Raw genomic sequence first — 15,207 nt, 5'->3', positions numbered from 1 at the left:
TTGTTGTTATGATAAAGAAAACCCTAATACTATTAACGCTGTTAATTACTATCTCTCTTAATGCTCAAAACATTATTGTAGATAGTCAAACTTATACACCTCAACAATTAATTGAAGATATATTAGCAGATAGCAACTGTATCTCTAATATTGTAGTTAATGGAACTGTTGGTGGAGATTTTGGAGGAACAGACCAAAGCTATGGTTATTTTGATGCCACAGGAACTAGTTTTCCATTTCAAAGTGGTATTGTTTTAAGTACAGGAAGATTAGCAAATGTTCCTGGGCCAAATAATAGTTTAAGCGATGATAATGCCTCAAATTGGAGTGGTGATATTGATTTAGAAATGGCATTACAAGAATCGAATACTACAAATGCTACTATTATTGAATTCGATTTTACTACGGTAGCAAATCAAATTAGTTTTCGTTATATTTTTGCATCAGAAGAGTATCAAGAAGGCAATGCAAACACTTGTCAGTTTTCAGATTTATTTGGTTTTTTAATAAAGCCTGCAGGTGCTACTAACTCAGAATATGAAAACATTGCTTTAGTTCCAGAAACCACTACTCCAGTAAAAGTTACGACAGTACACTCTGGAATTCCTGGTGCTTGCGATCCTATTAACGAAAGTTATTTTGACAGTTGGAATCCAGAATCTGCAACCTCAACATCGCCAATTAACTTTAATGGTCAAACTACTATTTTAACTGCAACCGCCACTACAGTGCCTAATGCTAGTTATCATGTAAAACTAGTTATTGCAGATGAGCAAAATTATCGTTTTGACTCTGCAGTATTTTTAGAAGCTGGTAGTTTTCTATTAAACACAGATTTAGGTCCTGACAGATTGTTAGCAACCAATAATCCGGTTTGTGGTAACGAAATTATCACATTAAATGCTACACAAAACGGAACACCTTCATACAAATGGTTTCAAGACGGAATAGAACAAACTACAGAAACCTCTAGCACATTTAATGTTTCGTCAACCGGAACATATAATGTAGAAGTAACTTTAGACAATGGTTGTATATCTTATGGAGAAATTGTTATAGAATATGCACCAATTCCAAACGTTAACAATACTACTCTTTTTGAGTGCGATAGTAATCAAGATGGTTTAACAACATATAATTTATATAATGCCGAAGAAAGTATAATTAATAACAACCAAGCTTTAACTGTATTAGATTTTTATACTTCCTTAGCAAGTGCAACAACAGAAAACAATCCTATTTTAAATCCAAATAGTTTTAATAACACTGTAGTAATGCAAACAGTTTATGCAGTCGTAATCAATCAAACAACTGGTTGCAAGGCTATATCTGAAGTAACTTTAGATATCTCTACAAATACATTAATTTTAGACGATGTTACTGTTTGCGATGATGAAGTTGTAGATGGTTTTTCTACATTTAATTTAAATGATGTTGCAACCATTATAGAACCACAAGTTCCTGCTAATGCAAGCATCACTTTTTATGAAACAAGTGCAGATGCTTTTTCTGAAACAAATAGCATTAACGGAGATTATAACAATACGGTTGCAAATTCTCAAACTATATTTGTTAAGGTAACGACAGATACTAACCAATGTTATGCTATTTCAGAACTCTCGCTTAATGTTTTATTTACGCCAGAATTATTAGAAGATGAAGCATTTTTATATTGTCAAAACACTTTTCCTGAAACTATTACACTTATCGCCGGAGTTACAAATGATGTTCCTAACAATCATTATTTCCAATGGCTATTTAATGGTGTAGATACAGGTAGTGTTAGTCCTACTTTTGAAGCTAACCAAATTGGAACTTACACCGTTATAGTTACAGATCCTAATGGCTGTTCTAACACTAGAGATATAATTTTAACTCCTTCTAATGAACCTACAATAGAAAGTATAGAATATACAGAATTAACATCAAACAATACTGCAACCGCTATAATTGAAGAAGTTGGAGATTACGAGTTTGCTATAGACAACGAATTTGGCTTTTACCAAGATGCAAACACCTTTACTAACTTAGAACCTGGCTTTCATACCATTTATGTTCGCGATAAAAATGGTTGTGGAGATATAGTATCTAGAGAATTTTCAATTTTAGGCTTTCCTCAATATTTTACACCAAATGGAGATACTTTTAATGAAGTTTGGAAACCTTATGGCACATCTAAAGATTTCAACTCTAATTTAGAGCTTTTAATTTTTAACCGATATGGTAAACTACTTAGTAAAACTAGCTCCTTTAAAGGTTGGGATGGTAAATTAGATGGTTTTAATTTACCTAATGATGATTACTGGTACATTATTAATCATCCTAATGGCAAACAGTATAAAGGTCATTTTGCTTTAGTTAGGTAGACTTTTTCTTACACAACCTTCAAATTAAAGTTGGAATTATTATTTTTGTACAGATAATCAACACTTTAAATGAAATCATTCTACATCTTATTTCTTTTTTGTTTTGTTAACGTAGCTTTATATGCGCAAACCACACCAATTCCAGACACTAATTTTGAGCAAGAATTAATAAACCAAGGCATAGATACTAACGGCTTAAACGGTAACGTTTTAAATACAGATGCACAATCTATAACCAATTTAACACTAGCCGGCACTAATATTACAGATATTACAGGTATAAATGCTTTTATAAACTTAACAAATTTAGATTTAGGTAATAATCAAGTTATTACTGTTTCATTAACAGCTTTAACGCAATTAGTAAGTTTTAGAACTAATGATAATGAAGTATTAGCTAGTGTTGATTTTAGTCAAAATGTTTTATTAGAAGAAATATTTATACATGGTAATTTTCCATACACAACTTTACCACCAATTACAACAATAGATTTATCTCAAAATTTAAATTTAATTTCTTTTGACGGTGATTTTTTAAATAATGTTACAGATATTATCTGGCCAATAACCAACACACTAACCACAATTGATATAAGATATTTAGCAGATACCACATTAGATTTTTCTCTGTTAAGTGGTTTAGAAGATTTAAATATTGGCGGTTCAAGCGCAAACAATGTTGTTATTACGCTTCCTAATGTATTTACAAATCTTAAATATTTAAGAATAACCAGCATAGATATTCCTACTATAGATATTTCAAATTATATAAACCTTGAAAGCATTTATTTTTGGGGAACTTATGTAGAAAACCTTTTGCTTCCAAATTCTAATACACTTACAGACATTTTTATTATTAATCACGATATTCAAAATCCATTAGATTTTTCGGTTTTACCCAATCTAACAGATTTAGATATTACCTCTAACCAAACAACACCTTTAGTGGTAGACGTTACTCAAAATATATTATTAGAGAACGTCGACTTATCTTATAACGACATAAACACTATAGATTTAACACAAAATATAAATTTAGAAGAGTTAAGTATAGGCGCTAATAATTTAACAGCTTTAGATGTAACACAAAATACTCTACTGTATCGATTAAGTGCAGCCTATAACCAATTACCAACTATAGATTTATCTCAAAACACCATTTTAGAGTATTTAACATTAAGCTTTAATTTAATTCCAACTTTAGATGTAACACAAAATGTTATTCTTCGTCAATTAATAATAGATAATAATTTATTTACCACAACAGGATTAGATTTAACACAAAATGTAGAATTAAACTATATAAACATATCGCATAATCAAGTTGAGTCTTTATATATTTTAGATTGTATAAAACTTATAAGTTTAAATATTAGCCACAATTTATTTTCTGGTACAGATATTTTAGATCAATTATACACTGTAAAATCAAATTATTTTGGTGTTTCTGCCTCCAATTTAATAGATGTTAGCTACAATAATCTTCACGGTCTAATGCCCGATTTTGCAAGTTTAGTTGGTACAAATGCAAACTACTTTAGATTTTATTTTCACAATAACGCATTCGAATTTGGACATTTTGAAGATCAACATAACCAATTTGTAAATTTTTTATCACAAACAAACACTTTTGGATCATCACAATTACCAATTATGACCGAATACGGTTATGCACCACAGGCTAAAGTAGATGTTATACAAACTATTAATGCTAATGCAGGAGATGCTGTAACATTAACAACTGTATGTGCTGGAACTCAAAACCATTATACTTGGTTTAAAGATGGCGTTGCCATTCCAGGAGCTCCAGACTCACCAAGCTACACTATTCCTTCTGTTAACAGCTGCGACCAAGCAGTTTACCACTCCGAAATTAAAAGTGACTTAGTACCTTTCGAAAACGGAAATCCTCCTGGAACAGGAAATAAAAATTTATTATTAATAAGAAACGATATCACGCTAAATGTTAACTCTCCTGCAGAAAGTTGTACATCTTTAATTTCACCAGTAAACGGAAGCACAAATATACCATTAAATGAAGTTTTAACTTGGACAGAAAGCTTAGGTGCTTGTGGTTATTTTATAAGTATGGGTACTACTTCTGGAGCAACAGATATTTTAAATAATGTAGATGTAGGTAATGTAACTAGTTATACAACAACTTCTAATTTGCCTCCAAACACTCAAATATTTATAACAATAACGCCATATTTTCTCAATGGCACAGTATTAAATTGTAATGAAGAAAGTTTTACAACAGGAAACACAACCGTAATTCCAGAATGTACAACACTTTCGCATCCTGTTAATGGTGATACAAATCAGCCTGTTTCTATAGATTTATATTGGAACAGCATTGCTAATGCTACTGGTTATATACTTAATGTTGGAACAACTTCTGGAGCAACAGATATTTTAAATAACATAGATGTAGGCCTTGTAACAACTTATGATTTTGCAAATGATTTATCGGAAAATGAAACAATATACGTAACAATTACACCATATAACTCTGCTGGAAATGCCATTAGCTGTTTAGAAGAAAGCTTTACCACATTACAAACTTGTAACGTTACTGCCGAGACTTTGCCAGACACAACACAATGTGATAATTACACGCTGCCTACATTAACTTCGGGCAACTATTTTACAGCGTCTGGCGGAACAGGAACGCCGTTAAATGCCGGAGATACAATTACATCTACGCAGACCATTTATATATATGAAACTAATGGCAGTTGTAGTGACGAATCTAGTTTTAATATCACCATAAACATAACACCAACTGTAGACATTTTAAACAACCAAACTGCTTGCGATAATTTCACACTACAAGCTTTAACTGTTGGTAATTATTTTACTGCGTCTGGCGGAACAGGAACGCCGTTAAACGCAGGAGATACAATCAATACAACACAAACCATTTACATATATGAAACTAATGGTAATTGTAGTAATGAGTCTAGTTTTGATGTTACAATTACATCAACTCCAACTGTAGATGTTTTAAACAACCAAACTGCTTGCGATAGTTTCACGCTACAACCTTTAACCGTTGGTAATTATTTTACCAATACTGGAGGAACAGGAACACCGTTAAATGCTGGTGATGTAATTACAACAACACAAACCATTTATATATATGAAACTAATGGCAGTTGTAGTGACGAGTCGAGTTTTGATGTTACAATTACATCAACTCCAACTGTAGACATTTTAAATAACCAAACTGTTTGCGATAGTTTTACTCTACAACCTTTAACAGTTGGAAACTATTTTACCAATACTGGAGGAACAGGAACGCCGTTAAACCCAGGAAATACAATCACAACAACGCAAACCATTTACATATATGAAACTAATGGCAGTTGTAGTGATGAGTCTAGTTTTGATGTTACAATTACAACAACACCAACTGTAGATGTATTAAATAACCAAACTGCTTGCGATAGTTTCACACTACAACCTTTAACCGTTGGTAATTATTTTACAGCATCTGGTGGAACAGGAACGCCGTTAAACGCAGGAGATACAATTACATCTACGCAGACCATTTATATTTACGAAACTAATGGCAGTTGTAGTGATGAGTCGAGTTTTGATGTTACAATTACAACATCACCAACTGTAGATGTGTTAAATAACCAAACTGCTTGCGATAGTTTTACACTACAACCTTTAACTGTTGGTAATTATTTTACTGCATCTGGCGGAACAGGAACGCCGTTAAACGCAGGAGATACAATCACAACAACGCAAACCATTTATATATATGAAACTAATGGTAGTTGTAGTGATGAGTCAAGTTTTGATGTTACAATTACAACAACTCCAACTGTAGATGTGTTAAATAACCAAACTGCTTGCGATAGTTTTACACTGCAACCTTTAACCGTTGGTAATTATTTTACAGCATCTGGCGGAACAGGAACACCGTTAAACGCAGGAGATACAATCACAACAACACAAACCATTTACATATATGAAACTAATGGTAGTTGTAGTGATGAATCTAGTTTTAATATTACCATAAACACAACTCCAACTGTAGATGTTTTAAATAATATAATTGTTTGCGATAGTTATATTTTACAAAATTTGAATAATGGCAATTACTTTACACAGCCTAATGGTAATGGTACACAATTAAATGCAGGAGACATTATATCAACTTCCCAATCGCTTTACATATACAACGAAATTAATAATTGCTCTGCAGAAACCTTTTTTAACATTACCATACACGAAACTCCAACAGTAGATATTTTACAAGATGTAGTTTCTTGCGATTCGTTTATTTTACAACCTTTAAATAATGGAAATTATTATTCAGCACCTAACGGTATGGGAACTCCTATGCTACCTGGTGAAAACATTCTAGCATCTCAAACTATTTATATTTACGCCGAAACAAGCACAAATCCAAATTGTTTTAACGAAAGTGTTTTTACTGTAACCATTAATCCATCTCAAAATTTTAATCTAACACAATCAAATTTAAATATATATGAAGGTGAGTTAATAGTAACAATGAACGATACTTCTATAGATTATCAATATTCTATAGATGGTTTTAACTATCAAAATAATAATTTATTTTCTGGATTATCAGATGGCAGTTATACACTTTACGTAAAAGACACAAATGGTTGTTTAGAAAAAACTATTGATTTCACTATAGAACTTAAACAATTTATTATCCCAAAATTCTTCACTCCAAATGGCGATAACGTTAATGAAACTTGGGATATTATCGATAATAAAAATGAAATTAAATTAACATCCATTTTTAATCGTTATGGCAGACTATTAACACAACTCAAAACAACAAAAAGATGGGATGGTACGTATAGTGGAGAGTTATTACCAACATCAGATTATTGGTACATTATAGAATTAAAAAATGGCACTATTTTAAAAGGACATTTTAGTTTGGTGAGATAATATTTAGTATAAAAAAATTATACTAAATCGTTTAAAGCAGAATCTAAATTAAAATACTCAAACTTATAATTAAATTTTTCTATTTTTTTTGAACTTACACGCTGACTTTCAAATAAGATAATATGCATTTCTCCTAGAATAATTTTCATTACAAATTTTGGAATATTTGGTAGAAATAGAGGCATTTTCATTTTTTTAGCAATGGCCTTTGTTAGCATTTTATTAGTCACAGGATTTGGTGCAACACCATTATAAACACCTTCTAATTCGTTTTCTAATACATACAAAAATATTCCTGCTAAATCATGTAAATGTATCCAAGACATCCATTGTTTCCCTGTTCCCATTGCAGCTCCAACGCCATATTTTATAGGTTTTGCTAATTCAGGAAAAGCACCACCTTTATTAGATAATACAACACCAATTCTAACTTTAGATACAATTATATTTAATGTTTTAAAACTATCTACAACTTGTTCCCATTCTTGAACTACTTTACCAAGAAAAGAATTACTAACTTCTTTTTCATCTTCTGTATAATATTTAGTTAAAGAATCTGGGTAATAACCAATGGCGCTAGCAGAAATAATTTGCGTTATAGTATTATGGTTATTTTTTAAAGTTTCGTGCAGTAATGCTGTGGTTTCCAACCTGCTATTTATTATAGCCTGTTTGTGCTCTTTTGTCCAACGTTTAGAAATACTTGCTCCTACTAAATGTATAATAACATCTACATTTTTAAGACAATTAACATCTATTTTAGATTGACTTGGGTTCCAATAGAAACCTTTAAAATTATCTTTATTTTCTATCTTATCTTTACTAGTAGTAAGGTAATTTACATCAATATTTTTTTTATGACATTGCTTTACAATTTCACTACCTATTAAGCCTGTTGCTCCTGTAATAAGTACTTTCATATCTTTTTATTTAAAAGTACAATACATTCTATAATTAAGAAAGACATTTAAGTAAGGTTTAACGTTAACTAAAGACATTTAAAATGGCGGTGTGATAAATACTAATAAAATTTCTAAATTTTATGTTTGTATTACAATTTAACAGCTCTTAGCATATGTCTCTTTCCTGGAGGTCCTTCTACTCTTTCTACAGTAAATCCTACCGATATCATAGCTCGCCTTGCGTAACCTTGAGCACAATATGTAACTAAAACACCATTTACCTTCATTGCCTTATACATAATTTCGAATATTTTTTTTGTCCATAATTCTGGTTGAACTCGTGGCCCAAATGCATCAAAATAAACAACATCATATTTGTTTACATCTGTAATTTGAGCAAACTGTTTTTGTTCTTTTTTTAATTCAAAATATTTAGAAATTTCACAGCTTTGCTCCCATGTACAATTATGAAGAGCATTAAATATAGTCTCCCTTTTTAAGGTTTTAGTAAAATTTAAAGCTTTTAGTTCTTCAATAGAAACAGGAAAACCTTCTACGCCTACATAATTACAATTTAGCTTTAACTCTTCTGCTTTAATTGCAGTTAAAAACGCATTTAAACCTGTACCAAAACCAATTTCTAAAATAGAAACTTGAGATTTTGTTTTATATAAATTATTAGATGTATAAAAAAAGGCTAAGCCATGTTTTAAATAAACATGCTCAGCCTCTTGTATAGCGCCATGTGTAGAATGGTATTGTTCGTTCCACTCTGGTATATGGATGGTTGTAGAACCATCTTTAGTAATCATTATTTTACGTTTCAAAAAAACTATTTAATTAGTAGCTTTTTAATTCTTGGAATTGGTCCTGTACACTCTGTTTGATGACAAGAAATACAAACACCAATTGCATTATTAAATCGATCTTCTATAGGAATTTTTGATTCTGAATTAAAAACCTCTTGTTCTGCATTAATATATAATTGAGAATAAGCTTTAAATTTATCGTTACGCTTTTTAAAATCTGAAAGTTCTGCTGTATGAATTTTCATGAAATCTAAAGGAAATTCTCCAAGTGTATCTCCTGCTAAAATTTCAGCCTTTATTTTTTCATTTTCAGCATAAAAGGCATTCATTAAATTTGCCATTTCAGAAGGTTCATACATATCGTAAACCTTTTTATTAGAAACGCTTTTTTCATTTTCTTTAACTTTAGAATCACAACTAAAAACTAAAGCCAAAGATAATATACACAGTAGGTGTTTCATTATTTATTCTTCAACTAGTAGTACACCATCTGCTTCAAAAGAATACGTTTTTTTAGGCTCTGTAATTTGCGCAATTTCTTCGGCAGATTTACCTGCATCTTCTGCGTAATGGCGTAACTCCTCTACAGGAACTTCATTTACATAAGCTTTACCATTAATAATTACGTCTTGTCCTGCAATATTTTTTGGCATAAAAAAACCATAATCTTTAAATTTAACCATTACTTGCTCTCCATTCTCTAAGTCTAATTTCATCCAGCAACCTTTTGCTTGACAAACATCGTCTACTTTAGCAATCATTTTACTGTTAATGCTATCTCCAACATTCATTTTCTTGTAATGTTCTGCCATAGAAGCAGTAGACATGGCATCGTCTGCAATAATTTCTTTTCCAAAAGATTTATATGTTACTTCCGCAATTTCTTCAGCAGGCATTTCTTCGTTAGATTTTGCATCATTTTTACAAGCAAATATTGCTAAAGCCATTGCTAATACAAGTATTGTTTTTTTCATAATTATATTTTATTAGTAATTTACTTTTCAAAGATACTATTTTAAGATGAAATTCTAATTTCTTAAAACTTTATTCTGTATTTTTGTAATCGAAAAACCACACTTATATTCATGGGACAACTAACAAGAGAACAAATAAAAATTAACAAAGTAAAAACGTCTAAAATTGATAGTATAGATTTTAATAATCTTGCTTTTGGTCAAGTATTTTCAGACCATATGCTAACTTGCGACTATATAGATGGAAAATGGCAATTACCACAAATTGAACCTTTTGCTCCTATTAGTTTAATGCCTTCTGCGAAGATTTTTCATTATGGACAATCTATTTTCGAAGGGATGAAAGCCTATAAAGACTCTAACAATGATATCTTTTTATTTCGCCCATTAGACAATGTAAAGCGTTTAAATATTTCGGCAAAACGTTTAGCTATTCCAGAAATTCCTGAAGATTATTTTATGGAAGGTTTAAAAGCGCTTTTAAATATAGAAAAAGATTGGATTCCTACTAAAGAAGGAAGTTCGTTATATATAAGACCTTTTACTTTTGCTACTGGCGAAGGCTTTCATGCTTCTCCAGCAGATAATTATAAATTTATAATAGCTTGCGCTCCATCTGGTTCTTATTTTGCTGGTAAAGTAAAAGTATTAATCGAAGAGAAATATTCACGTTCTGCTAATGGAGGTGTTGGCTTTGCTAAAGCAGGAGGTAATTATGCTGGGCAGTTTTATCCAACACAATTAGCTAAAGACAAAGGATACCAACAAGTTATATGGACCGACGATACAACACACGAATATATTGAAGAGGCTGGAGCAATGAATGTTTTTGTACGTATTAATGATACGCTTTTAACTTCTCCTGTAAGCGACAGAATTCTTGATGGAGTTACTAGAAAAAGTATTTTGGAACTTGCTAAAGCTGAAGGTATAAAAACTGAAGTAAGAAAAATTAAAGTAAGTGAACTTGTTGAAGCTGCAAAAAACGGAAGCTTAAAAGAGATTTTTGGTGCTGGAACAGCTGCTGTAATATCTCCAATTTCTGGTTTTGGTTTTAGAGATCAAGATTTCGACTTACCAGAAATTAAAGATACTTTTGGAGAAAAATTAAAAAACAAAATTGTAGCAATACAAACTAATAAAACTGAAGATCCTTTTGGATGGAGAATTAAAGTATAAATAATTTATACCTGAAAATCCATTTATCACAATAAAAAAAAAGCAACTAGATTAGTTGCTTTTTTTATTTACGTAAGTTTATATTTTATCTAAAATAGCTTTAATATCTGGCTTAAAATAATTTGGCCCTTTTAATACTTTTCCATCTTCTCTATAAATTGGCTGCCCATTTTCGTCAAGTTTACTCATATTACTACGTTGTATCTCGTTAAAAACCTCTTCTATTTTATGTTGCATACCATGTTCTATAATAGTACCGCAAAGTATATAAAGCATATCACCTAAAGCATCTGCAACCTCAACCAAATCATCATTATTTGCAGCTTCAAGATACTCTTCGTTTTCTTCTTGCATTAATTTAAAACGCAACGTGTTTTTAGCATTTCCTAAGTCTGCTTTAGGAGATTCTAAATGTCCTATTTTAAATGCTGTATGAAATGCTTTTACGGCTTCTATTTTATTTTTCATTGAAATCGATTTTTACTACTTGTATTCGTTATTTTTGCATAAAAATAGTAAATATGTTTAGTACAGGACAATTAATTTTTGCCATTTGTTTTGCCCTTGTTTTTATTTTAGCTCTAATTTATACTTACAGAAAGGATCTAAAATTACACAAACAACATTACAAAGGAACTTTTTGGGTATTAGTTGCTTTTATTTCTTTTATAGGACTTATTGCAGCCATAAAATTTATATTTAAATAAAACTTAAATATATAAATTTTGTAAATTTGATAGTAACCAACTTAACTTATTATATATGAAAGCCATAAAATACATTTTCTTTCTTTTACTTATTGCCATTATTGCACTAGCAATTTACATTGCTGTTCAACCAAGCGAATTTTCTGTAACAAGAACTCGTACAATAAATGCTCCTGCCGAAGTTATTTTTAACAAAGTAAATAATTTTAAAAGTTGGGAGTCTTGGTCATCATGGGTAGAAAAAGAACCTAGTATAAAAATAACGTTACCAGAACAAACAATTGGAGAAGGCGCTAGCTATACTTGGGAAGGTAAAGAAGGTATTGGCACTATGAAAACTGTTGAAACAAACGCAAATAAATCTATAACACAAGTTATGCAAGTTGGAGAATATCCAAAATCTGATGTGGCTTGGAAATTTACTCCAAATACTAATGGATCTACAGATGTTACATGGAGTATTTCTGGAAAAGATTTGCCTTTCGATTTTAAAGCCTACACGGCTTTTATGGGAGGAATGGAAGAACTTATTGGTCCTGATTACGAACGTAGCTTAGAAAAACTTGATAGCATTGTTATTAACGACATGAAAAAATATAACATTGTTGTAGATAGCGAAACAACACAACATAGTGGTGGTTATTATATATACAATACCACAGCAACAACATTTCAGGATTTCCAATCTAAAATGGCAACTATGCTTCCTGAAGTTATAAATTATGCATTAAAAAATAACATTACAATGGCTGGCGCACCATATATTTTATACCATAAATGGGATGAAGAAAATAATGCAGTTATGTTTTCTTGTTGTGTACCTACAACTGCAAAAGTTATTACTACAGATAGCAATATCTTAACTGGTCAATTAGAACCTTTTAAGGCTGTAAAAACAACATTAACTGGTGACTATAGCAACTTAAAAGAAGCTTGGGAAAAAGCAACAATTACAATTGCAAAAAGCGGTTTGGAACAAGATGAAGATGGACCTAATATAGAAGCATACTTAAACTCGCCAATAAACACACCAAATCCAGCAAACTTAAAAACTGAAATTTATATCGCTGTAAAATAGACATAGCAGATGTTCTTTAATAAAAAAAGCAGTCCTAAATTTAGGACTGCTTTTTTTTAAAAATAATTAAAAATCAACTTTCCTTTAAACATATTGTTTTAGGCAAGTTTTTACCATCATGCATCTCTCTACTATGAATTACAGTTCTTGGTTTTGCAAATATGCTAATTACTCCACAGTTTTTTGTAGACGATGCAGTAAAATTAAATGTTCCTGAAAACTCTGTTTCTGTGAGATCTGTAGGAATTACATGTTCTAAAATATTAACACCAGATTCGTTTATAGAAGTACTTAAACGATAATATTCTATATGGCTTTCTGAAACAGAAAAATTACCACTTATTGGCAGACCTTTTACAAAATGAGAACAATCACCATAATTTGTAATATTTAACTCCAAATCTGGATTACTATTATCCATTTGAATAACTTTACTTGACGATGTCCCATCTGCATGTTCAATAGTTACTCTTATTAAATCGTTTGTTCCTGGATAAAATTTAGCTACTGCGTTTAAAGAGTTATTGGTAGCATCTCCATAATAAGTATATTCTTTTGTTATTGGATTAGCATGAGAAACATTAAAAACATTATCCATTACAAAAGAATTATCCACATAATAACTATCTCCAGTATTTAAATTATCGACTCTTACTTTATAACGCTGACCATTAAATTTATTAGTTTTTGCTTCTACAATAATTAAACCTCCAAAAGCGCTTCTATTAGTAACCTCCAAACCAGTAAATCTAAAATGTGCATTTGGCATAGTTAACCCATTTGCTCCTATCCAGTTTACATCTACTCCGCCAATAGCAACTATTTCCGGTCCATTTCCTATAGTGGCTTTCTCTGGCTGAATTTGTACATAAGACTCTAGTATATTTCCCCAACGAGAACACTCCATACCTTGTGGCTCAACATTCCAAGATAATATTGCCTTTACTTTTAACACTTGTGGATTTCCACACTCTTGTTTTAAATCATCAAATTTATAAGGCAGTACTGCAGAGTAAAAAATTCCATTATCTGGAACATCTGGAATATCGTAAACGTTTACATATGTTGTACCAGCATGTATCCATTCGCAATTTTCTTCGGTTTGTATCCAAAAAGAAACATATTCTTTACTTCCGTCTGTACATAATCCACCATTATAACCAGAAGATTTATTAACTTTAAATGTTCCTATTAAAGCTTGTCTATTATAATCTGCACCAACACATACTAATTCTTCAAATTCTGTGTCGCAGTTTACATTATTAAATTCTGCTAAACTGTCTAATAAATCACAATTATTTACTTCAAAAATATTCGAAATATTATTTAACTCTATATGATTTGGAGCCTTTATAACACTTTGCAATTCTTTAATACCAAAACGGTGTGGTTTAATTTTATTCTTATTATACAAAACTGAAAGCTCCGAAAAATTTAGCGTCTTTGGTTTTATTGCTGCTTTTGCTTTTTTAATAGCTAAAAGTTTTTCGGGTTTGTGTAATGTTAATTGATTTAATGATAAACTAGGATTTAAAATTATCGAATTTAAAATATCATCAACTTCTAAAATTGGAAAATCTGGTAAAAAGAATTTATAAGGCTCTATTTGAATTTGAGCATCTTTAGTATCGCTCCAAACATAAGTACCAATTTCTAAATCTGGATCATTAGGCTCTGGAACAGTATTCCATGATAACACAGCTCTTACGATTGGCAAGTTAGGCACAGAACAAAATTTTCTTTTAGATTCTATATCTAATCTTGCTACATAAGTAATTGGCTTTTCATCTTGATTATCACAATCCTTCTCTGTAGGAATATCATGTACATTAACACCTACTACTCCCATATCTTGCCAACCATCTCCATCTTGATAATCTATATAAAACCTAACATACTCGTAAGATCCATTTTCGCAAAGAGAACCAGAATAACCACTAGATCTCTTAATGTTAATAGTTGCTGTTAGCTGTTGTTTTTTAGAATTATAGCCAATACAACCTAAAGATTCAAATGTGGTGTTCATTTTTTGAGCAAAAAAATCTAAAGATGTTTTTAGTTTAAGCTTAGAAAGGTTTTTTCCTCCTAAAGACAAAAATGGTTTAAATTCTTGTCTAGCAACCAATAGTTGCTTTTCGTTTAAAGTTTTCATAATAAATAAAAATTAAATAGCGCACCTACTCTATTTTGGCTTTTCAGTTTCCGCCAAATTTCTAATGGCTTAATATATGATTACCAATAGAACACA

10 protein-coding genes are annotated in these 15,207 nt (G+C 30.8%); 4 read left to right on the top strand and 6 right to left on the bottom strand.

The annotated features are described in order from the left end of the window. Window positions 1-8 precede the first annotated feature (8 nt). On the top strand, window positions 9-2,366 hold the full coding sequence (locus BWR22_RS04895; protein ID WP_156875567.1) for a T9SS type B sorting domain-containing protein: 2,358 nt from the start codon (window positions 9-11) through the stop codon (window positions 2,364-2,366). A gap of 69 nt (window positions 2,367-2,435) precedes the next feature. Then, entirely contained in the window at window positions 2,436-7,310 is a 4,875-nt protein-coding gene (locus BWR22_RS04890; protein ID WP_076732303.1) for a T9SS type B sorting domain-containing protein, read from the top strand. A 17-nt stretch (window positions 7,311-7,327) separates the two neighbouring features. On the opposite strand, the gene BWR22_RS04885 is transcribed toward BWR22_RS04890, so the two are convergent. The 4 genes from BWR22_RS04885 to BWR22_RS04870 all read right to left on the bottom strand — a co-directional run bounded on the left by BWR22_RS04885 (window position 7,328) and on the right by BWR22_RS04870 (window position 9,995). Beyond that, entirely contained in the window at window positions 7,328-8,230 is a 903-nt protein-coding gene (locus tag BWR22_RS04885) for a TIGR01777 family oxidoreductase (protein ID WP_076732302.1), read from the bottom strand. A 131-nt stretch (window positions 8,231-8,361) separates the two neighbouring features. After that, window positions 8,362-9,039 (bottom strand): tRNA (5-methylaminomethyl-2-thiouridine)(34)-methyltransferase MnmD, encoded by a 678-nt coding sequence (gene mnmD, locus BWR22_RS04880; protein WP_076732301.1) that lies wholly within the window; start codon window positions 9,037-9,039, stop codon window positions 8,362-8,364. 5 nt (window positions 9,040-9,044) lie between these two features. Beyond that, window positions 9,045-9,482 carry a hypothetical protein gene (locus BWR22_RS04875; RefSeq protein WP_076732300.1) on the bottom strand — a complete coding sequence of 146 codons (438 nt, stop codon included), beginning with the start codon at window positions 9,480-9,482 and terminating at the stop codon, window positions 9,045-9,047. Window positions 9,483-9,485: 3 nt separating this feature from the next. Continuing rightward, window positions 9,486-9,995, bottom strand: coding sequence for a DUF4920 domain-containing protein (locus BWR22_RS04870; RefSeq protein ID WP_076732299.1), 510 nt, complete (start codon window positions 9,993-9,995; stop codon window positions 9,486-9,488). A gap of 111 nt (window positions 9,996-10,106) precedes the next feature. On the opposite strand from BWR22_RS04870, the gene BWR22_RS04865 reads away from it, so the two are divergent. Next, window positions 10,107-11,174 (top strand): branched-chain amino acid aminotransferase, encoded by a 1,068-nt coding sequence (locus BWR22_RS04865; RefSeq protein ID WP_076732298.1) that lies wholly within the window; start codon window positions 10,107-10,109, stop codon window positions 11,172-11,174. A 78-nt stretch (window positions 11,175-11,252) separates the two neighbouring features. Here the strand turns inward: BWR22_RS04865 and BWR22_RS04860 are convergent, their stop codons facing one another. Then, complete coding sequence (locus BWR22_RS04860) at window positions 11,253-11,642, bottom strand: pyrophosphohydrolase domain-containing protein (RefSeq protein ID WP_076732297.1); 390 nt, start codon at window positions 11,640-11,642, stop codon at window positions 11,253-11,255. 294 nt (window positions 11,643-11,936) lie between these two features. Here BWR22_RS04860 and BWR22_RS04850 point away from each other — a divergent pair, with 294 nt between their 5' ends. Continuing rightward, window positions 11,937-12,959: an SRPBCC family protein gene (locus tag BWR22_RS04850; RefSeq protein ID WP_076732295.1), complete on the top strand. Its 1,023-nt coding sequence runs from the start codon at window positions 11,937-11,939 to the stop codon at window positions 12,957-12,959. Window positions 12,960-13,032: 73 nt separating this feature from the next. On the opposite strand, the gene BWR22_RS04845 is transcribed toward BWR22_RS04850, so the two are convergent. Beyond that, a complete protein-coding gene (locus BWR22_RS04845) occupies window positions 13,033-15,111 on the bottom strand; it encodes a hypothetical protein (protein ID WP_076732294.1) in 2,079 nt (692 codons plus the stop codon). Window positions 15,112-15,207: the final 96 nt, after the last annotated feature.

Source organism: Lacinutrix venerupis, assembly GCF_001971745.1.
Lineage (GTDB): Bacteria > Bacteroidota > Bacteroidia > Flavobacteriales > Flavobacteriaceae > Lacinutrix > Lacinutrix venerupis.
Note: the sequence above shows the minus strand (reverse complement) of the source record. Positions and strands in the feature narration are given on the sequence as shown.